Below are 25,088 nucleotides of genomic sequence, written 5' to 3'. Positions count from 1 at the left end.
TTATGTCTGCCTTATTCAGGTGACTATAGCATCAGGGTTCCACCTCTTCCCATTCCGAACAGAGAAGTTAAGCCTGATCACGCCGATGGTACTGCGTAACAGTGGGAGAGTAGGTAGTCGCCGTTTTCAGAGAGTTCATCCCCTCGGGTCAGAAGACACGAGGGGATGACTTGTTTATAGACGTAGGAAAAGAAGGAGGGAGGATAACAACCGAACTGATGCACTCGTTTATAAATAAAATACTACTTAAAATACGAATATTTACTGATAATTTGTATGTTATGAGGATTATTATTCGTATCTTTGTCGCCCGAATTATGTCTACCTACTTAAGATTCAGATGAAAATTAGTTAAGTAGTACATAACGTTTGGGCTTTTTTTGTACCTTTGCAACGATTAAAAAAAAGAAGCTTTGGGAAAGTTTGATAAATACAAAATTGATTTGAAAGGAATGCAAGCAGACTCATGTAAGTATGAGTTTCTACTTGACAATCTTTTTTTCGCTCATATTGATGGCCCTGAAGTTCAGAAAGGTAAAGTCAACGTAGAGTTGACGGTTAAAAAGACCTCTCGTGCTTTTGAATTGAGCTTCCAGACAGAAGGTATCGTATGGGTACCATGTGACCGTTGTTTGGATGAGATGGAGCAGCCGGTTACTTCCTCAGATAAGTTGATGGTGAAATTTGGCCGTGAATATGCTGAAGAGGGAGATAATCTGATTGTGATCCCTGAGGAAGAAGGGGAGATCAATGTAGCTTGGTTTATGTACGAGTTTATAGCTTTGGCTATCCCGATGAAGCATGTGCATGCTCCCGGTAAATGCAATAAAGCTGTGACCAGTAAGCTGAACAAGCATCTTAGAACAAGTAGTGATGACGATGCAGAAGAATCTTTTGGCGCTGGTGAGGATATCGTTGTGGAAGATGAAGCGGAGGAACAGATTGATCCGCGCTGGAATGAATTAAAAAAAATATTAGATAATAATTAAAGTTTAAAAGAAAATGGCACATCCTAAGAGAAGACAATCAAAAACAAGAACTGCAAAGAGAAGAACTCATGATAAAGCAGTAGCTCCTACATTGGCTATTTGCCCGAACTGCGGTGAATGGCATGTTTACCACACAGTATGCGGCGCTTGCGGATACTACAGAGGTAAGCTGGCAATTGAAAAAGAAGCTGCTGTATAATTGCAGTCTGAATAAGCTTATACTTATCAAACAGCCAGAGAGCATTGCTCTCCGGCTGCTTTAAGTATTAGATGTATTGCTAAATTAAAACAGAATTGATGGAAAAAATAAATGCAGTAATCACAGGAGTCGGAGGATATGTACCTGATTATGTCTTGACAAACGACGAGATATCTAAGATGGTGGATACCAATGACGAGTGGATTATGACTCGTATCGGAGTAAAAGAAAGACGAATACTGAACGAAGAGGGATTAGGTACTTCGTATATGGCCCGTAAGGCAGCTAAACAGTTGATGAAAAAAACGGGTTCAAATCCTGATGACATTGATTTAGTTATCGTTGCAACTACTACTCCTGACTATCATTTCCCCTCAACAGCTTCTATTCTTTGTGATAAACTCGGACTAAAAAATGCTTTTGCTTTCGATCTACAGGCTGCTTGTAGCGGATTCTTGTATCTGATGGAAACAGCTGCCAATTTTATTCGTTCGGGACGATATAAAAAAGTAATCATTGTTGGTGCCGATAAAATGTCATCAATGGTGGATTACACAGAACGTGCAACATGCCCTATCTTCGGTGATGGAGCGGCAGCTTTTATGCTTGAACCGACCACGGAAGACTTGGGAATTATGGATGCTATATTGAGAACTGATGGTAAGGGATTGCCTTTCCTCCACATGAAAGCGGGTGGTTCGGTTTGTCCTCCTTCTTATTTCACGGTTGACAATAAAATGCATTATATTCATCAGGAAGGTAGAACTGTGTTCAAGTACGCTGTCTCTAATATGTCTGATGTCAGTGCAGCTATAGCAGAAAAGAACGGGCTGACAAAAGATAACATTGACTGGATTGTTCCCCATCAAGCCAATATGCGCATCATCGAAGCGGTAGCTCATCGCATGGAAGTTCCGATGGAGAAAGTTCTGGTGGATATTCAGCATTACGGTAATACGAGTGCGGGTACGTTGCCATTGTGTATCTGGGATTTTGAAGAGAAACTTAAGAAAGGCGATAACATTATTTTCACTGCGTTTGGTGCCGGATTTACTTGGGGTGCCGTGTATGTGAAATGGGGTTACGACGGGAAAAAAGAATAGTAACGAAAGTTGCTAATATAAATCACATAAAACGCATCTTATTTCGATTCGATGCGTTTTTTTGTCTAAATCAATAAATGGAAGGCGATGCATAAAGCTGGTTTTGTGAATATAGTAGGAAATCCCAATGTGGGTAAGTCGACACTGATGAATGTGTTGGTAGGCGAACGTATTTCAATTGCTACGTTTAAGGCGCAGACTACTCGTCACCGGATTATGGGTATCTATAATACGGATGATATGCAGATTGTTTTTTCGGATACTCCGGGGGTGTTGAAACCTAATTATAAGTTGCAGGAATCTATGCTGAACTTTTCTACTTCAGCATTAGCGGATGCAGATGTCTTGCTTTATGTGACAGACGTGATTGAAACTCCTGATAAGAATAATGAATTTATTCAGAAAGTGCGTCAGCAGACTGCTCCGGTTTTGTTATTGATTAACAAGATTGACTTGACTGACCAGGAAAAGCTGGTGAAGCTGGTGGAAGACTGGAAAGAGTTGCTTCCACAAGCTGAGATTATTCCGATTTCGGCAGCTACAAAGTTCAATGTGGACTATGTGATGAAGCGGATCAAAGAACTTTTGCCTGACTCACCTCCTTATTTTGATAAGGACCAGTGGACTGATAAGCCGGCCCGTTTCTTTGTCAACGAGATTATCCGTGAGAAGATCCTGTTGTACTATGATAAAGAGATTCCGTACTCGGTAGAGGTGGTGGTGGAGCAATTCAAAGAAGATGCGAAGAAGATACATATTCATGCCGTGATTTATGTAGAGCGTGATTCTCAGAAAGGGATTATTATAGGAAAACAGGGTAAAGCCCTAAAGAAAGTTGCTACAGAGGCACGGCGGGATTTGGAACGTTTTTTCGGAAAAACTGTTTTTCTGGAAACCTATGTGAAAGTAGACAAAGATTGGCGCAGCTCTGACAAGGAATTGCGGAATTTTGGTTATCAGTTAGATTAAAAAAAGAAAATTCATACGACTGTGATAGTCGCAAAAATAAAGTGTGTAAACTATGGGAAATTTAGTTGCAATCGTAGGACGACCCAATGTGGGCAAGTCTACCTTATTTAATCGTTTGACGAAAACCCGTCAGGCAATTGTGAACGATGAAGCGGGTACTACCCGTGATAGGCAGTATGGTAAATCCGAATGGTTAGGGCGAGAGTTTTCTGTTGTTGATACCGGTGGATGGGTAGTAAACTCTGACGATATATTCGAAGAGGAAATCCGCAAGCAGGTATTGATGGCAGTGGATGAAGCGGATGTGATTCTGTTTGTGGTGGATGTGACAAATGGAGTGACAGATTTGGATATGCAGGTAGCTGCCATATTACGCCGTGCCAAAAGTCCGGTCATCATGGTGGCCAATAAGACGGATAATCATGAGCTGCGATACAATGCTCCTGAGTTTTATCGGTTGGGATTGGGCGATCCTTATTGTATCTCTGCGATTAGTGGTAGTGGTACAGGAGATCTGATGGACTTGATTGTTAGTAAATTCAAGAAAGAATCCGATGAGATTCTGGATGAAGACATCCCTCGTTTCGCTGTGGTGGGACGTCCTAATGCCGGTAAATCGTCTATTGTGAATGCTTTTATCGGGGAAGAACGTAATATTGTTACGGAAATAGCCGGAACAACCCGCGATTCTATTTACACTCGTTACAATAAGTTTGGCTTCGATTTCTATCTGGTAGATACAGCCGGCATTCGTAAAAAGAATAAGGTAAACGAGGATCTCGAATATTATTCGGTTGTCCGTTCTATTCGTGCCATAGAGGGGGCCGATGTATGTATTCTGATGGTGGATGCGACCCGTGGTATAGAAAGCCAGGATTTGAATATATTCTCGTTGATTCAGAAAAACTCAAAAGGGTTAGTGGTAGTCGTGAATAAGTGGGATCTTGTAGAAAACAAGACTGATAAAGTAATGAAGACTTTTGAAGAAGCCATTCGTTCACGTTTTGCTCCTTTTGTTGATTTCCCTATTGTGTTTGCATCGGCATTGACAAAACAGAGAATTCTCAAGGTGCTTGAAGAGGCACGTAAAGTTTACGAGAACCGTATGATTAAAATTCCGACAGCTCGCCTGAACGAAGAGATGCTTCCGTTGATCGAAGCTTATCCGCCTCCTGCGACTAAGGGAAAATATATCAAGATTAAGTACGTTACTCAGCTGCCTAATACGCAGGTACCCTCGTTTGTCTTCTTTGCTAATCTTCCACAGTACGTGAAAGAGCCTTATAGAAGATTCCTGGAGAACAAGATGCGTGAAAAGTGGGATCTGAGTGGAACGCCTATCAATATTTATATCAGACAGAAGTGATTTTTGTGTCGAATAGTATTGATATATAAATGTAAAAGCCGGATTATCATAATTCCGGCTTTCTTTTTGCCCATCATTTTTGAAATAATTGATTCTTTTTGTTTCTTATATAACTCTTTTTATTTATATTTGTACAGAGCAAAAAGAAACAAACCATAAATACAGACAGAGGCTACATGGAAACGAAGGCAGAAATACTATTGGTTGACGATCATGCACTGATTCTTGAAGGGATGCAACGCATGCTTGAGTTAGTGCCGGGGGTTAAAGTTGCCGATGCGGTGACTTCGGGAACGAGAGCTGCCGAATTGATTGGGGAGAGAGACTACGACATCTATGTTTTGGATGTAAGCCTCCCCGATATATCAGGATTCGATTTGGTTGATATGATTCGTGAGATTAATGAGAGTGCACGTATTATTATTAGTACTATGCATGAAGAAATCTGGATTATCAACCGTTTGATTCGTCAGAAAGTGAATGCTGTGATCCTTAAATCATCCGAAGCTATGGAAATAGGAAATGCCGTGAAGAGCGTGCTTGCAGGTGATTCTTATGCATGTCCGCGGTTTAAGTCCATTCGTCAGAGGTTAAGCCTCAGTCCTGTACAAATTCATCCTAAAGATATACCCACAAAGCGTGAGCTTGATGTACTGAAAGCTGTCGCGAGGGGATGTAATACGCATGAAGTTGCGGCTGAATTGAAGATATCAGAAAATACTGTCGAAACATTTCGCAAAAGGCTAATACAAAAGTTTTGTGCAAAGAACGCTATCGATATGGTAGTGAAAGCTATGGCAAAAGGATGGATAGAGATTGGATGATTCTATTTATTTCAATTTGTCACGGTTTTCGGTGATGTTTTGCTGCATTTTTTTTGTTATCTTTGATGTGTAATTGGAATTATTCTCTTTTTAAGTTTTATTGAGAACTTTGGGACAGTCAATATGTCGTGATGATATATGTCGATTCTATTAACTGGTTTTTTTATAACAAAAAGTGGGCTCATGAGTTGCGATGATTCATGAGCCCTTCTATTTCAATCTGTTGAGAAGATCAGCCTTCGAGGTTTTGTATTTCTACATCCTTTACTTTACGCAGCAGGTCGGAAGCGAAAATGAAATTGTTCAACTGTTCGTTAGTCGAAGTGAAGATGTCGTCTTTCGTGCCTTCCCACTCTTTGGTTCCCTGATAAATATAGATAATCTTTTCGCCAATACCCATTACCGAGTTCATGTCGTGAGTATTGATGATGGTGGTCATGTTGTACTCCCGGGTAATATCGTGAATCAGGTCGTCTATTACCAAAGAGGTTTTCGGGTCGAGTCCTGAGTTCGGTTCATCGCAGAAGAGATACTGCGGGTTCAGCGCAATGGCCCGTGCGATAGCTACACGTTTCTGCATACCGCCACTGATTTCGCCGGGAAATTTATCTTTAGCTTCTGTCAGGTTGACCCGATCGAGGCAGAACATGGCCCGTTTGGTTTGTTCGCGCAATGTATCGGTACCGAACATGTTGAGAGGGAACATTACGTTATCTAAAACGGACATGGAGTCGAACAAAGCCGCGCTTTGGAAAATCATTCCCATTTCGCGTCGCAAATGTTTCTTTTCTTTTTTACCCATTGCCAGAAAGTTGCGTCCGTCATAGAGTACTTCACCCTTTTCCGGTGTCAGCAATCCGACGATGCACTTCATCAATACCGTCTTACCCGAACCGCTCTGACCGATAATCAGGCTGGTTTTTCCGTTTTCGAAAGAGGCATCTATATTATGCAATACCGTTTTACCTTCGAATGATTTATAGAGTCCTTTTACTTCGATCATCCCATTAAAAGTTTAGTTAATACCAGATCGGCAAACAAAATCAGTACGCTGCTGGAAACCACCGAATCGGTAGATGCCTTTCCCACTTCTATCGAGCCGCCCTCTACGGTATAGCCGAAAAAAGAGGATACACTGGCAATGATAAAGGCAAAAAACAGTGACTTGATGATGCCGCACCACACAAACCATTCTACAAACATATACTGGAGTCCGTATTCAAGGTCGGTGGCCGTCATAATACCGCCGAACCAGCAGGTGGCGAATGCTCCGATGATACCTGCAAAGATGCTGAAGGTCACCAGAATAGGAATCATGGTAACCATTGCCGTGATTTTGGGTAATATCAGATAGTTGGCGGAATTCACTCCCATGATTTCGAGTGCATCAATCTGCTGTGTCACACGCATTGTACCCAGTTCGGAAGCGATGTTCGATCCCACTTTACCGGCCAGGATCAGACACATGATGGAGGAGGAGAACTCAAGCAAAAGAATCTCACGAGTGACGTATCCCACCGTCCAGCGGGGCATCCATGGGCTTTCGATGTTTAGTTTAATCTGGATGGTAATCACCGCGCCGATGAAGAATGAAATCAACAGCACGATGCCGATAGAGTTTACCCCCAGTTGCTCTATCTCTTTGATATATTGCCGGAAGAACATACGCATGCGCTCGGGACGTGAAAAAGTCCGTCCCATAAGCATCATGTATCTGCCGACGGTTCTTAATGCTTTAATCATAACTCGTATATTTGTTTGCAAATGTACGTTTTTTCGGCTTATTTTTGCTACATTTGCCGCAAAATAACAAAGGATATGGAAGAAAGCAAGATGGTGCTTCGTACCGAAGACTTGGTGAAAAAGTACGGTAAGCGTACGGTAGTGAGCCATGTTTCCATCAATGTGAAGCAGGGTGAGATTGTAGGTTTGCTGGGACCGAATGGTGCCGGTAAGACCACTTCGTTCTACATGACCGTAGGATTGATTACCCCGAATGAAGGCCGTATTTTCCTGGACGATCTTGAAATAACGAAATATCCTGTTTATAAACGTGCTCAGACCGGTATCGGATATCTGGCTCAGGAGGCTTCGGTCTTCCGCCAGATGACGGTGGAGGACAACATTGCTTCCGTGCTTGAGATGACTAATAAACCTCTCGATTATCAGAAAGATAAGCTCGAAAGTTTGATTGCCGAGTTTCGTTTGCAGAAAGTGCGGAAGAATAAAGGTACCCAGTTGTCGGGTGGTGAGCGCCGCCGTACGGAGATCGCGCGTTGTCTGGCTATCGACCCCAAATTCATCATGCTTGATGAACCCTTTGCCGGGGTAGACCCGATTGCCGTAGAAGATATCCAGCAGATTGTATGGAAGTTGAAAGATAAAAACATCGGTATCCTGATTACCGACCATAACGTACAGGAAACATTGAGTATTACCGATCGTGCCTATCTGCTGTTCGAAGGAAAAATCCTGTTTCAGGGTACCCCTGAGGAGTTGGCTGAGAATAAGATTGTGCGTGAGAAATATCTGAGTAACAGTTTCGTTTTGCGGCGCAAAGACTTCCAGTTGAAAGATTAGTCTGCTGTTTCCGTTCTCCTGTGTATCGGGGGAGCCGTTTGAACATAGAATACATAAAAAAACCTTTTACCGGTTCTTCTGGTAAAAGGTTTCTTTTTAATTCTTTCTCCTATCGTCAATCTCTCGGTCTGGCTTCTTTGAGTACCATAGTACGGCCTTCGTATTCCGCTCCGTTTAATTCTGCGATAGCTTTTGTTGCAGCTGCATCGTCATCCATTTCTACGAAACCAAAACCTTTTGATCTGCCTGTTTCGCGATCGATGATTACTTTACAAGAAGTTACTTTTCCGTAGTCTTCCATAACTTGTTGCAGATCTGCTTCCTTAACACGGTAGTTAAGGTTTCCAACATAAATGTTCATAGTGAAAATGATAAAAATAAAATAAATGAAATAAAAAACTCTCCGGAAGATGATTTAATAATAAAAAGATTAAAGAAACAGAGAGTTTACAAAAGCGTCTTGTCGACGGGAGTAAAAACCTTGTAATCGAAATCGAGAAACTAATCGATCATCTTTCCGCAACAAAGAAACACATAAAATCCGGAATTGCAATAACTTTTTCTCTTTTTTTGTGTGCGAAACCTATGAAATTTAACGGGTTGGAGAGATCTTAGGATGAAGTTGGAAAACATAAGTTGTAAAGAAGATACTGACTTCCCGGTGTTACGGTGAAGGTGGTGGAAGTTTGATAGCATTTTGTCAAAATGACAATCGTATTCTCTCATATTTGTTTATTTCGGAGGACCATTCGTCTAAGTCAGAAAAAACGTCTTCCAGCCAGTTTGCCCATTATCTTTTTGTTTACCCGATGATCGGTTTCTGGACAGACTGAAAGAGAAACATATCCTCTTGATGCATCATGTACTTTTTTATGTCAAATACTTGTTCTTCCGATAGTCCGGTCGCGTCGTTTCGCGGAGAGCAACCAGAGTGAAAAAAGAGTTCGGAAGCTTCTTTTTCCGGAACAATATATGCAATTGGGGAAAACATTTAAAGAAATCCGGAAAAGACGTAAGCGTTTTCCGGAAATGCTAACGTCTTTCGGGGCAAATGTACCCGTCTTTTCCGCAAAAAGAAGCTTGCTTTTCAGTAAAACACAGGTTTTGTTTCCGGAAGAGTCAGGCTTTGGGAGGCAAAAAGCCACCTTCCGGAGCTCTATTTCCTCCGGATGGAGCGGAGAAACGAAAAGCCGAGTCAGCGGAAAGAAGGATTTTTGATCCTTTTGACAGTATAATCTCCGATTGTTACTATAATTGATATTTGTGGTGGCACTCCGTTAGCAATGAACCGGTTTCCGACCTCCTTATCCACATCCGGTTGTGTTGAACTTCGCTGCTTTGCCGGCCTCTGTTCCGGACTTTTCCGTCCGGACCTGTCTTTTTGTTTTCTTCTTTTTTGGTTAATAAAAAGTAAAACGGGTTCTTTTGAAAACGGATTAATGTCTTTTCTGCCGTATGTCCGGCTGCTTTCGTCTGAAATGGCGATTCTCTGCAAATGAAATAATTCTGCAATGTTTTTTGAAATTTGAAAGATTAGCACTAATTTTGCACCCTCGTTTGAGTATAGAATAAAGTATAAATCAAATAAATAATTGTCAGAATGAACGTTTCATTACAAAACATTGACAAAGTAAGCGCATTGCTTACCGTGAAGCTTGAAAAAGCTGACTACCAGCCTCAGGTAGACAAATCGTTGAAGAACATCCGTCAGAAAGCTCAGGTTCCGGGATTCCGTCCGGGCATGGTTCCTATGAGCTTGGTGAAGAAGATGTATGGTAAGTCAGTCATTGCCGACGAGGTGAACAAATTGCTTTCTGAGAAAGTATACGAATACATTAAGGAGAATAACGTAAACATCCTTGGCGAACCGATGCCTAACGAAGAAAAGCAGCCGGATATCGATTTCGATACAATGGAAGAATTCGAATTTGTATTCGATATCGCTTTGGCTCCGGAGTTCAAAGCTGAGGTTAACAGCCAGGACAAGGTAGACTACTATACAATCGAGGTAACTGACGAAATGGTAGAAAACCAGATTAAAGCTTATACTCAACGTAACGGAAAATACGAACAGGTAGAGGCATACGAAGAAAACGATATGCTGAAAGGTCTGTTGGCCGAACTTGATGAAGAAGGCAACACGAAAGAAGGCGGTATTCAGGTAGAAGGTGCTGTAATGATGCCTTCGTACATGAAGAACGACGAGCAGAAGGCTATCTTCGCAAACGCTAAAGTAAACGACGTACTGGTATTCAATCCGGATGCTGCTTACGAAGGCAATGCTGTTGAAATCGCATCACTGCTGAAGATTGACAAAGAAGCTGCTGCCGAAGTAAAATCCAACTTCAGCTTCCAGGTAGAAGAAGTGACCCGTTTCGTAAACGGTGAACTGAATCAGGAACTCTTCGATCAGGTATTCGGCAAAGACGCAGTGAAGACAGAAGAAGAATTCCGTGCTAAAGTAAAAGAAAGCATCGCAGCCCAGTTCGTTGCCGATAGCGATTATAAATTTCTGATCGATGTCCGCAAGGTATTGGCAGACAAAGTAGGTAAGCTGGAATTCCCGGATGCACTGCTGAAACGCGTTATGTTGATGAACAACAAAGACAAAGGCGAAGAATTCGTAAACGAAAACTACGATAAGAGCATCGAAGAACTGACATGGCACCTGATTAAGGAGCAGTTGGTGAAAGAAAATGATATCAAGGTAGAGCAGGACGACGTTATCAACATGGCGAAAGAAGCTACAAAAGCTCAGTTTGCTCAATACGGTATGCTGACTATACCCGATGATATCCTCGAAAACTACGCAAAAGAGATGCTGAAAAAGAAAGAAAGCATCGACGGTTTGGTGAACCGCGTAGTAGAAACCAAATTGGCCGCTGCACTGAAAGGCAAGGTTACATTGGAGAACAAAACCGTTTCAATGGAAGAATTCAATAAGATGTTTGAATAAGCTCTTCTTTTGAACAGGACATAAAGTCACAGAAACACAGAGTTTTTATAGAATTATAACTCTGTGTTTTTTTGTGTCTCTGTGTTCTTTTTTGTTTCTTTGCAGTTACATTATTAATAATAGAAAGGAACGTAAAACAATGGATGATTTTAGAAAATACGCAACCAAGCATTTAGGTATGAATGCAATGGTGCTGGACGATGTGATTAAATCGCAAGCCGGGTATTTGAATCCCTATATTCTGGAAGAAAGACAACTGAATGTCACTCAGCTCGACGTGTTCTCACGTCTGATGATGGACCGCATTATCTTCCTCGGTACACAGATTGATGACTATACGGCCAATACGCTGCAAGCACAGTTGCTGTATCTTGATTCGGTAGATCCGGGTAAAGATATCTCAATCTATATCAACTCTCCGGGCGGATCGGTTTATGCCGGGCTGGGTATTTATGATACGATGCAGTTCATCTCGAGTGATGTGGCTACAATCTGTACCGGTATGGCAGCTTCTATGGCTTCTGTACTGTTGGTGGCCGGTGCCAAAGGCAAACGTTCGGCGCTGCCTCACTCACGTGTGATGATTCATCAGCCGATGGGTGGCGCGCAGGGACAAGCCTCGGATATTGAAATCACTGCCCGCGAAATACAAAAATTAAAGAAAGAACTTTATACCATTATTGCCGATCATTCGGGTACTTCTTTTGACAAGGTATGGGCCGATTCGGACCGTGATTACTGGATGACCGCCCAGGAAGCAAAAGAATATGGTATGATTGACGAAGTGTTGATTAAGAAATAAACATGGCTGAATCAAAGAATAATAAAAAAAGGTGTAGCTTTTGCGGCCGTTCGGAGAATGAAGTCGGATTCCTGATTACAGGGATGAACGGCTACATTTGCGACAGCTGTGCGACCCAGGCTTATGAGATTACTCAGGAAGCCATGGGAGCCGGCAAACAGAGCGCGGGAGCTACCCGACTCAATTTAAAGGAACTACCCAAACCGGTAGAAATAAAGAATTTCCTCGACCAGTACGTGATTGGCCAGGACGATGCCAAACGTTTTCTTGCCGTATCGGTATATAACCACTACAAACGTCTGTTGCAGAAAGACAGCGGTGATGATGTGGAGATTGAAAAGTCGAACATCATTATGGTGGGCAGCACCGGAACCGGTAAAACCCTTTTGGCGCGTACCATAGCCAAACTGTTGCATGTACCCTTTACGATAGTGGATGCGACCGTGCTGACCGAAGCCGGTTATGTAGGCGAAGATATCGAGAGTATCCTCACCCGTCTGCTTCAGGTGGCCGATTACAATGTGCCCGAGGCAGAACAAGGCATTGTCTTCATCGACGAGATAGACAAGATTGCCCGTAAGGGAGACAACCCCTCCATCACGCGTGATGTCAGCGGTGAAGGCGTACAGCAGGGATTGCTTAAACTGCTCGAAGGCTCTGTGGTCAACGTCCCGCCTCAGGGAGGACGTAAGCATCCCGACCAGAAGATGATTCCCGTAAACACGAAAAACATCCTTTTCATCTGTGGAGGAGCGTTTGACGGCATCGAGAAAAAGATTGCCCAGCGTCTCAACACCCATGTCGTGGGATACAATGCTTCCCGTAAGACGGCTACTATCGACAAAAACAACATGATGCAATACATCGCACCGCAGGATTTGAAGTCATTCGGACTGATTCCGGAGATTATCGGCCGTTTGCCGGTGCTGACCTATCTGAACCCGCTCGACCGGAATGCACTTCGTGCCATTCTGACCGAACCCAAGAATTCCATTATCAAACAATACATCAAGTTGTTCGAAATGGATGGTGTGCAGTTGACCTTCCAGCCCGAAGTCTTCGAATATATCGTCGACAAGGCAGTGGAGTATAAACTGGGTGCCCGCGGATTGCGCTCTATCGTGGAGACAATTATGATGGATGTCATGTTCGAGATTCCTTCTGAAAACCAGAAAGAATATGAAGTGACACTGGATTATGCGAAGCATCAGCTCGAAAAAGCAAATCTTGCGAGATTGCAAACTGCTTAAAATCAAAAGGTAAGGGCAATAATGGAGGTGAGTTCCGTTTTTTCTTGAAAAATATTAGTCTGATTATGCTTGATATTTAAGAAGTTGTTTATAACTTTGTTAGAGCGCTTTCCAAGCAAAGCGAGTGTTTTTAAGTTAAACCATGAACTGAATAAAACAACCTATATTAAGATGGCAGGGAAGATTAATTTGACAGACCAACTGAAAAAGTATTTCGGATTTGATAATTTCAAGGGGAACCAGGAGCCGATCATCCAGAATTTGCTTGATGGTAATGATACCTTTGTGCTGATGCCTACCGGCGGTGGAAAATCTCTGTGCTATCAGTTGCCTTCTTTATTAATGGAAGGTACGGCCATTGTGATTTCTCCGCTGATCGCGCTGATGAAGAATCAGGTAGATGCGATGCGCAACTTCAGTGAAGAAGACGGTGTGGCTCATTTCATTAATTCTTCTTTGAACAAGGGTGCGATTGATCAGGTGAGGTCTGACATTCTTGCCGGAAAAACAAAACTGTTATACGTTGCTCCCGAGTCGTTGACGAAAGAAGAGAATGTGGAGTTTCTGCGGTCAGTAAAGATTTCATTCTATGCTGTCGACGAAGCACATTGTATTTCCGAATGGGGACACGACTTCCGCCCGGAATATCGCAGGATACGTCCGATTATTAATGAAATAGGAAAAGCACCTCTTATTGCGCTGACCGCAACGGCCACGCCGAAGGTGCAGCACGATATTCAGAAGAACTTGGGAATGGTGGATGCACACGTCTTCAAGTCTTCGTTCAACCGTCCGAATCTGTATTACGAGGTACGTCCTAAAACTCAGAATGTAGATAAGGACATCATAAAGTTCATCAAGAACAATCCGGAAAAATCGGGCATCATTTATTGCCTGAGCCGGAAGAAGGTAGAAGAGCTTGCTGAGATACTTCAAGCCAACGGGATCAATGCCCGTGCTTATCATGCAGGTATGGATTCGGCAACGCGAACGCAGAATCAGGACAATTTCCTGATGGAAAAGATCGACGTAATTGTAGCTACTATCGCATTTGGAATGGGAATTGATAAGCCCGATGTGCGATACGTCATCCACTATGATATACCAAAGAGCCTGGAGGGGTATTACCAGGAAACAGGCCGCGCCGGAAGAGATGGCGGAGAAGGCCAGTGCATTACCTTTTATACAAACAAAGACTTGCAGAAACTCGAGAAGTTCATGCAAGGCAAACCTGTGGCAGAACAAGAAATTGGCAAGCAGCTTCTGTTGGAAACTGCTGCGTATGCTGAATCTTCCGTTTGCCGCCGTAAGACATTACTACATTATTTCGGCGAAGAGTACACGGAAGAAAATTGTGGAAATTGTGACAACTGTTTAAACCCTAAAAAACAAGTGGAGGCTCAAGAATTATTGTGTGCTGTGATCGAAACAATCATAGCGGTAAAAGAAAATTTTAAGGCAGATTATATTATTGATGTCCTGCAGGGACGCGAAACGTCTGAAGTTCAGGCACACTTACATGAAGATCTGGAAGTGTTCGGATCAGGAATGGGAGAAGAAGACAAAACCTGGAATGCCGTGATTCGTCAGGCGTTGATAGCCGGTTATCTGAGTAAGGATGTAGAAAACTACGGTTTGCTGAAAGTGACCGATGCAGGAAAGAAATTCCTTAAACATCCCAAGTCATTCAAGATTACCGAGGACAATGACTTTGAAGAAGTGGAAGAAGAAACACCGGCAAGAGGTGGAGGTTCGTGTGCAGTCGATCCGGTTCTTTATTCTATGCTGAAAGATCTCCGGAAAAAGTTATCGAAGAAACTGGAAGTGCCTCCTTACGTGATTTTCCAGGATCCCTCTCTTGAAGCGATGGCTACTATCTATCCTGTGACGCTCGAAGAACTTCAGAATATCCCGGGCGTAGGTGCCGGAAAAGCCAAACGTTACGGCGAAGAATTCTGCAAGCTGATTAAGAGACACTGCGAAGAGAATGAGATTGAACGTCCGGAGGACTTACGGGTACGCACTGTCGCCAACAAGTCGAAGATGAAAGTGGCCATTATTCAAGCCATCGACCGTAAAGTGGCTCTGGATGATATCGCGCTTTCCAAGGGCATTGAGTTCAGCGAATTGCTGGATGAAGTGGAAGCGATCGTTTATTCGGGTACTAAGTTGAATATCGACTACTTCCTGGATGAGATCATGGACGAAGATCACATGCTCGACATCTACGATTACTTCAAAGAGTCGACAACAGATAAGATTGACGACGCTCTTGATGAACTCGGGGACGAATTTACCGAAGAAGAAGTCCGTCTGGTTCGTATCAAGTTTATCTCCGAAATGGCTAATTAAAAAAGCGAAAAAAACTTGCGTGCACTTATGCAGTCTTGAATAAAAACTGTATATTTGCACGCAATAATTTTTAAACGCATAGCCCTATGTCATTTATTGCCGATAAGATTGTAATGGATGGATTAACTTATGACGACGTATTGTTGATCCCCGCTTATTCTGAAGTTTTACCACGCACTGTCGATCTCTCGACAAAGTTTTCAAAAAACATTGAGTTAAAGATTCCGTTTGTAACTGCCGCCATGGACACGGTTACCGAAGCCAAGATGGCCATTGCCATTGCGCGCGAAGGGGGAATTGGCGTGATCCATAAGAATATGTCCATTAAGGAACAGGCTAAGCAGGTGGCTACTGTGAAGCGTGCCGAGAACGGTATGATTTACGATCCTGTCACTATTAAGCAAGGGTCTACCGTACGTGATGCTCTCGCCCTGATGTCCGAATACAAGATCGGCGGCATTCCGGTAGTGGATGACAATAGATATTTGGTTGGTATTGTAACGAATCGTGACCTTCGTTTCGAACGTAACATGGATAAACGTATCGACGAGGTGATGACAAAAGAAAATCTGGTTACCACCAATCAGTCTACCGATCTGGAAGCAGCTGCGCAAATTCTGCAACACCATAAGATTGAGAAGCTGCCGGTAGTCGATAAAGAAGGAAAACTGATCGGGCTGGTTACTTACAAAGATATTACAAAAGCCAAAGATAAACCTATGGCTTGCAAAGATTCGAAAGGCCGTCTGCGTGTAGCTGCCGGTGTAGGTGTGACTGCCGACACTTTCGACCGTATGCAGGCGTTGGTGGATGCCGGTGCGGATGCCATCGTGATCGATACGGCTCACGGACACTCAAAGGGAGTGATCGACACCTTGCGCGAAGCGAAAAAACGTTATCCCAATATTGATATTGTGGTTGGTAACATTGCTACGGGCGATGCAGCCAAGGCCTTGGTGGAAGCCGGGGCTGACGGTGTAAAAGTAGGTATCGGCCCGGGTTCCATTTGTACGACACGTGTGGTTGCCGGTGTAGGCGTACCGCAACTTTCGGCTGTTTATGATGTAGCCAAAGCCTTGAAAGGTACAGGTATCCCTTTGATTGCCGATGGCGGACTCCGCTATTCGGGTGATGTGGTGAAAGCTCTGGCTGCCGGAGGATACTGTGTGATGATCGGTTCATTGGTTGCCGGTACAGAAGAAAGTCCGGGCGAGACGATTATCTTCAATGGACGTAAGTTTAAGTCATACCGTGGTATGGGTTCTCTCGAAGCGATGGAAAATGGTTCGAAAGACCGCTATTTCCAAAGTGGCGAGATGGATGTGAAGAAGTTGGTTCCGGAAGGCATTGCTGCCCGTGTGCCTTATAAAGGAACTTTATATGAAGTGATTTATCTGCTGACCGGTGGTTTGCGTGCCGGTATGGGATATTGCGGTGCTCCTGATATCGAGAAACTGCATGATGCCAAGTTTACTCGCATCACCAATGCCGGAGTAATGGAAAGCCATCCGCACGATGTGACGATTACAAGCGAATCGCCTAATTACAGTCGTCCGGAATAACAGCCTGTTTATCGGTCGTTTGGCCGTTGCCGTCTGGTTGCTGTTCCACCACAGATTACACGGATTAACACAGAACTTTTTAATCTTCAATATCAATGAGATAAATTATCAATCTGTGTTAATCCGTGTCCTTTGTAGTGAACTCGATTTATTTTATTCCGATATGAATATCTCAACGTAGAATGGTATGAAGAAGATTCTGGTTGGTGCACTGACCTGTTTGTTTGGGTTTATTGCCGGCTATGCCCGGCAAGATCCTGTGTTGATGCGGATCAATGGACAAGACATTTCCCGCTCGGAGTTTGAGTCTTTCTATCATCGGAATAAGCCTTCGGGAGTATCCGGGAAAGAAGCCTTGAAGGTTTGTGTTGATCTCTTTGTCGATAAGAAGTTGAAACTGCATGCGGCACAGAGAGCCGGGTTGGATACTCTCTCTGCCTTTCGTGCGGAGATGGACAACTACCATCGTTCATTATCTAAATCCTATCTTACAGATTCGTCTGCAGAGGAAGCCTGTGCCAGAAAGCTTTACGATCAGATGAAGAGCCGCTCCATAGCCGGCGAGGTCCGGGTTATGCATATTTTCCGTTATCTTCCCCAGACGGCCCTGCCCCATCATTTGCGGGAGGCGCAGGCTTTAATGGACTCTCTTTACAATGTATTGAAGACAAATCCCGATGCCGATTTCAAGACTCTGGTAGACCAATATTCTGATGATAAGGCAGAATCCTGGATCAGTTGGTTGCAGACACCACAGGAATTTGAGGAGGTCGCTTTCTCTTTGAAGGATGGCGAATATTCCCAGCCGTTTTTTACTCCTAAAGGACTTCATATCGTTAAAGTGACGGGCAGACGCGAACTCCCTCCATTTGAACAGATACGGGACAGGCTAATCCGTAAACTGTCCCATCGTCCGGGTGCGGATAAAGGAACCGAAATTCGGGTAAACAAACTGAAGGAGAGCTATCGGTATACTCCGGACAAAGCGGCGATGGAAGAGTTGCTTTCTCAAGGCAAGACCTCTCGTACTCTTTTTACGCTGGACGGTAAAAACTTTACAGGGAAGGACTTTGAACGGTTTGCCGCTGCCCATCCCATGGGGACAAAGAGGCAGTTGGATGCTTTTGTGGTAAAATCAATTCTCGATTATGAGAACAGTCGCCTTGAGCAGAAACATCCTGAGTTCCGCAGGACACTGCAAGAACATCGTGATCATTTGCTGTTGGCCGCTATTACCCGCCGGGAAACCCATCAGGTCAGCCTGGCAGATTCTGTTGCACTGAAGAACTTCTTCAAGGAGCACCGGACCGATTACAACTGGGATTCACCCCGCTACAGAGGTGCGGTGTTGCACGGAACCCATAAGAAAACGCTGAAGAGCGCCCGTAAATTTCTGAAAAAACTTCCGGAAGAAGAGTGGAAAGATGCCATTCGCCTGACATTTAATACCTCTGCTTCACCGGCTGTCATCCGGATAGAACAAGGGACCTTTGCCGAAGGTGACAATGTTTTTGTCGATAAGTTAGTGTTTAAAAAAGGAGACTTCGAACCATTAAAGTCCTATCCTTTTACCGTTGTTTTGGGTGAGAAAAAGAAAGGTCCGGAGTCCTACAAAGAGATTGTTTCCCGTTTGATCGAAGATTATCAGAATCATCTGGATGCACTTTGGGCAGAGCGTCTCAGGGCTTCTGCTAAGGTTGAAATTAACCAAGAGGTTTTAAAAACGGTTAATAATCACTGAAGCAACGAATTATTGTATTATCTTCGTACCTTAAATTAAGTATAATTCAGTTGACAATGCGAAAAACGGGCCTTCTGCTAATCTCTCTCCTTTTCTGTGTGTCGTGTACTGACAAGCATGATCACAAAGGACAGACTCCTTTGGTAGAGGTCGATGGAAACTTTTTGTACAAAGAGGACCTTCAGGCCGTGTTCCCCGCCGGTTTGTCGAAAGATGACAGTCTTCTTTTCGCCGAGCACTACATTCGTAGCTGGGTTGAAGATGTTTTGTTGTTTAACCAGGCGCAAAGCAATATCCCCGACAACGGCGAAATCGATAAGTTGGTCGCAAATTACCGGAAAGCATTGATCATGCATACTTATCAACAAGAACTAATCAGCCAGAAATTGTCGGGCGAGATCCCCGAACAGGAAATAGCAGACTATTACGAAAAGAATAAAGAACTGTTTAAACTGGACCGTCCGTTGATGAAAGGTCTGTTTATCAAGGTTCCCCTTACCGCTCCCCAACTGGGAAATGTCCGTAAGTGGTATAAGACGGAGACTCAGGATGCCGTTGAGCATTTGGAGAAGTATAGTTTGCAGAATGCTGTGAAGTATGAGTATTTTTATGATAAATGGGTGCGGGTAGCCGATGTACTTGATATGATCCCGTTGAAAGCGGAATCCCCGGAAGCCTATATGGATAAGAACCGTCATATCGAACTGAAAGATACGGCATTCTACTATTTTCTGAATATCAGCGATTTTCGTGTGGCAGGCGAACAGGAACCTTACGAGTTTGCCCAACCGAAAGTTAAAGATATGCTTGTCAATATCAAGCGGGTTGATTTTATGAAACAAGTAAAGGACGACTTGTACGAACGTGCAGTAAAAAGAAAGAAGATTATAAATTATTAAATACACAGAATGAAGAAGTTTGTGAACTTTAAATTTGTTGTTATGTTTGCCCTGGCACTGGTTGCTAACGTGGCATCCTATGCGCAGGACAATGTGATTGACGAAGTGGTTTGGGTCGTTGGTGACGAAGCTATCCTGAAGTCCGATGTGGAAGAAGCACGACTGGCCGCTTTGTATGAGGGGCGTAAGTTTGATGGTGATCCTTATTGTGTGATTCCCGAAGAGTTGGCGGTACAGAAACTTTATATGCACCAGGCTGTGCTCGATAGTATCGAAGTTCCTGAATCAGAAGTGATACAGCGTGTCGATTATCAGATCAATAACTATATTCAGGCTTTGGGTAGCAGAGAAAGGATGGAAGCTGAGTTTAACAAGACTTCTACGCAGATCCGCGAAGCCATGCGCGAGAATGCCCGTGACGGATTGATTGTACAGAGAATGCAGCAGAAGCTGGTAGGTGATATCAAAGTGACTCCGGCCGAAGTGCGCCGCTACTTTAAGGATCTTCCTCAGGACAGTATCCCTTATGTCCCTACTCAGGTAGAGGTGCAGATCATCACACAGCAACCTAAAGTGCCCATCTCTGAAATAGAGGATGTGAAAAGACGCTTGCGTGAATATACCGACCGTATCAATAAGGGCGAAAGTGATTTTTCTACACTTGCCCTGTTGTATTCCGAGGACCGCGGTTCTGCCATCAAAGGTGGTGAAACCGGTTTTATGGGTAAAGGCCAGATGGTGCCCGAATACGCTAATGTCGCTTTCAACTTGCAGGACACTAAGAAGATATCTAAGATCGTAGAGTCCGAGTATGGTTTCCATATCATCCAGTTGATCGAGAAACGTGGCGACCGTATCAATACCCGTCATATCCTGTTGAAGCCCAAAGTATCGGATAAGGAGTTGAATGAAGCCAATGCACGTCTTGATTCCATAGCCAACGATATTCGTAGCGATAAGTTTACATTCGATCAGGCAGCCGCTGCTTTGTCTCAGGATAAAGACACACGCAACAATCACGGTCTGATGCAGAATCCGATGAATCAGACTGCTAAATTCGAGATGCAGGATTTGCCGCAGGAGATAGCTAAAGTGGTAGATAAGATGAATATCGGTGAGATCTCCAAAGCCTTCACTATGGTCAACCCCAAAGATGGTAAGGAAGTTTGTGCTATTGTTAAGCTGAAGGCACGCATCAATGGACACAAAGCCACTATCACCGATGACTACCAGAACCTGAAAGAAATTGTGCTCGACAAACGTCGTGAAGAGGCGTTGCAAAAATGGATTGTTGAAAAACAAAAACATACGTATGTGCGTATTAATCCGGCATGGCAGCGTTGTGACTTTAAATATCCGGGCTGGATTAAAAAAGACTGATCCTGATTTGATATGTTTAGATTAAACAAAGAACATAAATTCCACGGCAGGCATAGATTTCTCTTAGCGGGTATTCTATGCCTGCTTGCCGTATGTTTTCTGGTGGCCCAGGACAAGAAACCGCAGCATGACAAGAAGCCACAACAGGAGAAGAAGGCTGAACCGGAAAAGCCAACGGGAAATAAAAAGACCCGTGTCGATTTGCTCCATGCCGATCGGGGGCAAGCCGATAAACTGGCGCGTCCTGATGTTCAGGTGCTGATTGGTTCGGTTAAGTTGCGTCACGACAGCATGTATATGTATTGTGACAGTGCCCTGATTTACGAAAAAACGAATTCATTCGAAGCATTCAGCAATGTGCGTATGGAGCAGGGAGATACTCTTTTCATCTATGGTGACTATTTGTTTTATGACGGCATGACTCAGATAGCGCAACTGCGCGAGAATGTGAAAATGATCAACCGGAATACTACCTTGTTGACAGACAGCCTGAATTATGACCGTTTGTACAATTTGGGTTACTATTTTGATGGGGGTACGTTGATGGATGAAGAAAATGTGTTGACTTCCGACTGGGGTGAGTACAGTCCTGCCACTAAACTTTCTGTTTTCAACCATGATGTCAAGCTCGTGAATCCCCGTTTCGTGCTTACTTCCGACACCCTGAAGTATAGTACGAATACTAAGATTGCTACCATTCTGGGACCCTCCAATATTGTCAGCGATCAGAACCATATCTATTCCGAGTGGGGCATTTACAATACCGTTTCCGGACAAGCCGAACTGCTCGACCGTTCGGTTTTGACCAATGAAGGTAAGAAGTTGACCGGTGACAGCCTTTTCTATGACCGTAAAGCGGGTTATGGTGAGGCGTTCGATAATGTCCAGATGAACGACACTGTCAATAAGAACATGCTTACCGGTGATTATTGTTATTATGACGAGTTGAAGCAGAATGCTCTTGCCACCAAGCGAGCTGTTGCCGTGGATTATTCACGGGGTGACAGCCTCTTTATGCATGCCGATACGTTACTGATGAATAGCTATAATCTCGACACCGACTCCCTTTTCCGTGAGATGCGCGCTTTTCATAAGGTACGTATGTACAGCGCTGATCTGCAAGGCGTTTGTGATTCTTTGGTCTTTAATACGAAAGACTCTTGCCTCACTATGTATCGCGATCCTATTATTTGGAACGAAGGGCAACAACTGCTGGGAGAAGAGGTTAAGGTATATATGAACGACAGTACGATTGATTGGGCTCATATCATCAATCAGGCGCTCACGGTGGAACAGAAAGACTCCATTCATTTTAATCAGATCTCAGGAAAAGAGATCAAGGCATACTTTGCCGAGGGTGAGGCACGCAAAATAGATGTGATAGGGAATGTCCTTGTAGTATATTATCCTCAGGAGCAAGATAGCACTATGATTGGTATGAATACCTCCGAAACCAGTCTGTTGAATATGTATCTCAAAGACCGGAAAATGCAGAAAATGGTCATGAGTCCCAAATCGAATGGAACACTTTATCCAATGGATCAGATTCCACCCGACAAAATGAAATTGCCCACTTTCAGTTGGTTTGATTATGTCCGTCCCTTGAATAAGGAAGACATTTTCAACTGGAGAGGGAAAAAGGCAGGTGAGGCTTTACGTAAAACAGAGCGCAAGGTCATCAGTGGTCCTAAACGTGAAATAATTAATATGAAATAGCTATGGGAATATTCAATGTACGAAAGCCGCGTGGATTCAATCATCAATATATCTATGTGGACGAGCGGAAAGAAAAATTGACGAAAATGGAAGAAGATGCCAAGCGTGATTTGGGAATGTTACCCGAAAAAGAATTTTCTCCGGAAGATATTCGCGGAAAGTTCATCGAAGGCACCACACATCTGAAGCGTCGTAAGGAGAGTGGGCGTAAGCCTGCTCATTTGGGTGTCATTCTGGCTATCATTGCCTTGCTTATTTTTCTATGGCATTATTTGCAGACCGGTAGCTGGTCTTTTTAAGTCCTATAAATTAATCAGTCAAAGCTAAATCTATTATGAGCGATATCATTCATTTATTACCCGATTCGGTTGCCAACCAGATAGCTGCCGGAGAGGTGATACAACGTCCGGCATCTGTCATCAAAGAGTTAGTCGAGAATGCCATCGATGCTGAGGCACAAAATATTCATGTATTGGTTACCGATGCAGGTAAGACCTGTATACAGGTGATTGATGATGGTAAGGGAATGTCCGAAACCGATGCACGCCTCTCTTTCGAGCGGCATGCCACCTCAAAGATCCGCGAGGCATCCGATCTGTTTGCCCTTCGCACGATGGGCTTTCGTGGTGAAGCGCTGGCTTCCATTGCCGCCGTTGCTCAGGTAGAGCTGAAGACTCGTCCCGAATCCGAAGAGTTAGGGACCAGGATTATCATTGCGGGCTCCAAAGTGGAGAGTCAGGAAGCAGTGTCTTGTCCCAAAGGAAGCAACTTTTCCATTAAGAACCTTTTTTTCAATATTCCTGCCCGGCGTAAGTTCCTGAAGGCCAACTCTACCGAGTTGAGTAATATTCTGGCCGAATTTGAACGTATTGCCCTGGTACATCCTGAGGTTGCTTTCTCACTGTATAGCAATGACTCCGAACTGTTCAATCTTCCCGCCTGCCATTTGCGGCAACGTATTCTTTCTATTTTTGGTAAGAAGCTCAATCAGCAATTGCTCAGTGTGGAAGTGAACACTACGATGGTGAAGGTTTCAGGTTATGTGGCCAAGCCCGAAACAGCCCGTAAGAAAGGTGCCCATCAGTATTTCTTTGTGAATGGCCGTTACATGCGTCATCCTTACTTCCATAAAGCGGTGATGGATGCTTACGAACAGTTGATTCCCGCAGGCGAACAGATTTCTTATTTCATCTATTTTGAAGTCGATCCTGCCAACATCGATGTCAATATCCATCCTACCAAAACAGAGATCAAATTTGAGAACGAACAGGCTATCTGGCAGATTCTTTCTGCCTCGGTAAAAGAGTCATTGGGCAAGTTCAATGCCGTCCCTTCTATCGATTTCGATACGGAAGACATGCCCGATATCCCTGCATTTGAACAGAACTTGCCTCCTGAGCCTCCTAAGGTGCATTTCAACTCCGATTTCAATCCATTCAAACCTTCGGTGCCCTCTTCCGGCGGTGGCAATTACTCCCGTCCGAAAGTGGACTGGGAAGATTTGTACGGTGGTCTTGAGAAAGCCAGTAAGATGAATCAGCCTTTCGCCGAACCCGATCCCGAACCGGAAGAATTTGCGGTAATTGAAGAGGAAAGTATTGTTACAGCCGCTCCTGCAACTCTTTATGCCGATGAGTCGGCCATAATGGAGAAGGGAACCCAGCACTTGCAGTTTAAGGGACGTTTCATTCTTACTTCTGTAAAGTCCGGATTGATGCTGATCGATCAGCACCGGGCCCATGTTCGGGTGCTCTTTGACCGTTATCGTGCCCAGATTCAGCAGAAGCAGGGATTCTCACAAGGCGTTCTCTTCCCCGAAATTCTGCAACTTCCGGCTTCTGAGGCAGCCGTATTGCAAGACATTATGGACGATTTATCTGCGGTAGGTTTCGATCTCAGCGATCTTGGTGGAGGCAGTTATGCCATTAACGGAGTACCTTCAGGCATCGACGGACTGAATCCGGTCGATTTGGTGCGCAGCATGTTGCATACCGCTATGGAGAAAGGCAACGATGTCAAAGAAGAAATTCAGGATATCCTTGCGTTGACCCTTGCCCGCGCGGCTGCCATTGTCTATGGGCAGGTGCTGAGTAATGAAGAGATGGTCAGTTTGGTCGATAATCTGTTTGCCTGTCCTTCGCCTAACTATACGCCGGATGGTCGTGTGGTATTGACTACCATAAAAGAAGAAGAGATCGATAAACTTTTCCGGTGATCATCATTCTTCTGTACTTATCAGAGTAAGTATTACGTCAGTTCCATTCTATCTCACACGATCGACAGATTTTATCTGTTTATTGCATCTCCTTTCTAATAGGTTAATAACCAGTAGAATACTCTATTAGTATCCTCCCTGTACGAGCAAATAAAGTTAACTCGTGCAGGAAGGATATTAACTAC

General features: G+C 43.9%; 21 protein-coding genes and 1 rRNA gene. 19 read left to right on the top strand and 3 right to left on the bottom strand.

Annotated elements, in window-relative coordinates:
- The first annotated feature begins 15 nt into the window (after nucleotides 1-15).
- The 7 genes from rrf (at nucleotide 16) to DBK98_RS01780 (ending at nucleotide 5,450) form a co-directional block, all read left to right on the top strand.
- Nucleotides 16-126, top strand: a 5S ribosomal RNA gene (rrf, locus tag DBK98_RS01810).
- A 287-nt stretch (nucleotides 127-413) separates the two neighbouring features.
- The gene (locus DBK98_RS01805; RefSeq protein ID WP_005822044.1) at nucleotides 414-989 is read left to right on the top strand and encodes a DUF177 domain-containing protein; all 576 of its coding nucleotides are present in this window, start codon (nucleotides 414-416) and stop codon (nucleotides 987-989) included.
- 13 nt (nucleotides 990-1,002) lie between these two features.
- Entirely contained in the window at nucleotides 1,003-1,188 is a 186-nt protein-coding gene (gene rpmF, locus DBK98_RS01800) for a 50S ribosomal protein L32 (protein ID WP_002562387.1), read from the top strand.
- Between the two features lie 98 nt (nucleotides 1,189-1,286).
- On the top strand, nucleotides 1,287-2,291 hold the full coding sequence (locus DBK98_RS01795; protein WP_005811282.1) for a beta-ketoacyl-ACP synthase III: 1,005 nt from the start codon (nucleotides 1,287-1,289) through the stop codon (nucleotides 2,289-2,291).
- 87 nt (nucleotides 2,292-2,378) lie between these two features.
- On the top strand, nucleotides 2,379-3,260 hold the full coding sequence (gene era, locus DBK98_RS01790; RefSeq protein WP_005782288.1) for a GTPase Era: 882 nt from the start codon (nucleotides 2,379-2,381) through the stop codon (nucleotides 3,258-3,260).
- Between the two features lie 52 nt (nucleotides 3,261-3,312).
- Nucleotides 3,313-4,626, top strand: coding sequence for a ribosome biogenesis GTPase Der (gene der, locus DBK98_RS01785; RefSeq protein WP_005782289.1), 1,314 nt, complete (start codon nucleotides 3,313-3,315; stop codon nucleotides 4,624-4,626).
- Between the two features lie 176 nt (nucleotides 4,627-4,802).
- Nucleotides 4,803-5,450 (top strand): response regulator transcription factor, encoded by a 648-nt coding sequence (locus DBK98_RS01780; protein ID WP_005782290.1) that lies wholly within the window; start codon nucleotides 4,803-4,805, stop codon nucleotides 5,448-5,450.
- 232 nt (nucleotides 5,451-5,682) lie between these two features.
- Here DBK98_RS01780 and DBK98_RS01775 read toward each other — a convergent pair whose 3' ends face one another.
- Both DBK98_RS01775 and DBK98_RS01770 read right to left on the bottom strand, forming a co-directional pair.
- Complete coding sequence (locus tag DBK98_RS01775; protein ID WP_005782291.1) at nucleotides 5,683-6,453, bottom strand: ABC transporter ATP-binding protein; 771 nt, start codon at nucleotides 6,451-6,453, stop codon at nucleotides 5,683-5,685.
- Nucleotides 6,450-7,193, bottom strand: a complete 744-nt coding sequence (locus DBK98_RS01770) for an ABC transporter permease (protein WP_005782292.1) — start codon at nucleotides 7,191-7,193, stop codon at nucleotides 6,450-6,452. The genes DBK98_RS01775 and DBK98_RS01770 overlap by 4 nt, the downstream gene beginning before the upstream one ends.
- A 75-nt stretch (nucleotides 7,194-7,268) precedes the next feature.
- On the opposite strand from DBK98_RS01770, the gene lptB reads away from it, so the two are divergent.
- Nucleotides 7,269-8,030 (top strand): LPS export ABC transporter ATP-binding protein, encoded by a 762-nt coding sequence (gene lptB / locus DBK98_RS01765; protein ID WP_005782293.1) that lies wholly within the window; start codon nucleotides 7,269-7,271, stop codon nucleotides 8,028-8,030.
- Nucleotides 8,031-8,145: 115 nt separating this feature from the next.
- Here lptB and DBK98_RS01760 read toward each other — a convergent pair whose 3' ends face one another.
- Entirely contained in the window at nucleotides 8,146-8,391 is a 246-nt protein-coding gene (locus tag DBK98_RS01760) for an RNA-binding protein (protein ID WP_005811280.1), read from the bottom strand.
- Between the two features lie 1,239 nt (nucleotides 8,392-9,630).
- Here DBK98_RS01760 and tig point away from each other — a divergent pair.
- The 11 genes from tig (at nucleotide 9,631) to mutL (ending at nucleotide 24,903) form a co-directional block, all read left to right on the top strand.
- Nucleotides 9,631-10,986 carry a trigger factor gene (tig, locus tag DBK98_RS01755; protein WP_032529761.1) on the top strand — a complete coding sequence of 452 codons (1,356 nt, stop codon included), beginning with the start codon at nucleotides 9,631-9,633 and terminating at the stop codon, nucleotides 10,984-10,986.
- A 139-nt stretch (nucleotides 10,987-11,125) separates the two neighbouring features.
- Complete coding sequence (clpP, locus tag DBK98_RS01750; RefSeq protein WP_005782306.1) at nucleotides 11,126-11,788, top strand: ATP-dependent Clp endopeptidase proteolytic subunit ClpP; 663 nt, start codon at nucleotides 11,126-11,128, stop codon at nucleotides 11,786-11,788.
- A 2-nt stretch (nucleotides 11,789-11,790) separates the two neighbouring features.
- Complete coding sequence (clpX, locus tag DBK98_RS01745) at nucleotides 11,791-13,038, top strand: ATP-dependent Clp protease ATP-binding subunit ClpX (protein ID WP_005782309.1); 1,248 nt, start codon at nucleotides 11,791-11,793, stop codon at nucleotides 13,036-13,038.
- A 171-nt stretch (nucleotides 13,039-13,209) separates the two neighbouring features.
- On the top strand, nucleotides 13,210-15,390 hold the full coding sequence (gene recQ / locus DBK98_RS01740; RefSeq protein WP_005811277.1) for a DNA helicase RecQ: 2,181 nt from the start codon (nucleotides 13,210-13,212) through the stop codon (nucleotides 15,388-15,390).
- An 86-nt stretch (nucleotides 15,391-15,476) separates the two neighbouring features.
- The gene (guaB, locus tag DBK98_RS01735) at nucleotides 15,477-16,952 is read left to right on the top strand and encodes an IMP dehydrogenase (protein WP_032536229.1); all 1,476 of its coding nucleotides are present in this window, start codon (nucleotides 15,477-15,479) and stop codon (nucleotides 16,950-16,952) included.
- Between the two features lie 187 nt (nucleotides 16,953-17,139).
- Nucleotides 17,140-18,693: a peptidylprolyl isomerase gene (locus tag DBK98_RS01730; RefSeq protein ID WP_032536228.1), complete on the top strand. Its 1,554-nt coding sequence runs from the start codon at nucleotides 17,140-17,142 to the stop codon at nucleotides 18,691-18,693.
- 56 nt (nucleotides 18,694-18,749) lie between these two features.
- Complete coding sequence (locus DBK98_RS01725; protein WP_005811274.1) at nucleotides 18,750-19,592, top strand: peptidylprolyl isomerase; 843 nt, start codon at nucleotides 18,750-18,752, stop codon at nucleotides 19,590-19,592.
- Between the two features lie 9 nt (nucleotides 19,593-19,601).
- The gene (locus DBK98_RS01720) at nucleotides 19,602-20,972 is read left to right on the top strand and encodes a peptidylprolyl isomerase (protein ID WP_005811273.1); all 1,371 of its coding nucleotides are present in this window, start codon (nucleotides 19,602-19,604) and stop codon (nucleotides 20,970-20,972) included.
- A gap of 12 nt (nucleotides 20,973-20,984) precedes the next feature.
- Nucleotides 20,985-22,688, top strand: coding sequence for an OstA-like protein (locus DBK98_RS01715; protein ID WP_005811272.1), 1,704 nt, complete (start codon nucleotides 20,985-20,987; stop codon nucleotides 22,686-22,688).
- A gap of 2 nt (nucleotides 22,689-22,690) precedes the next feature.
- Complete coding sequence (locus DBK98_RS01710; protein ID WP_005811271.1) at nucleotides 22,691-22,987, top strand: membrane protein; 297 nt, start codon at nucleotides 22,691-22,693, stop codon at nucleotides 22,985-22,987.
- Between the two features lie 35 nt (nucleotides 22,988-23,022).
- The gene (mutL, locus tag DBK98_RS01705) at nucleotides 23,023-24,903 is read left to right on the top strand and encodes a DNA mismatch repair endonuclease MutL (RefSeq protein WP_032536227.1); all 1,881 of its coding nucleotides are present in this window, start codon (nucleotides 23,023-23,025) and stop codon (nucleotides 24,901-24,903) included.
- Nucleotides 24,904-25,088 lie beyond the last annotated feature (185 nt).

Source organism: Bacteroides sp. PHL 2737 (assembly GCF_004115325.2).
GTDB classification, from domain to species: domain Bacteria; phylum Bacteroidota; class Bacteroidia; order Bacteroidales; family Bacteroidaceae; genus Bacteroides; species Bacteroides hominis.
This window is presented reverse-complemented; position numbering and strand designations above follow the sequence as displayed.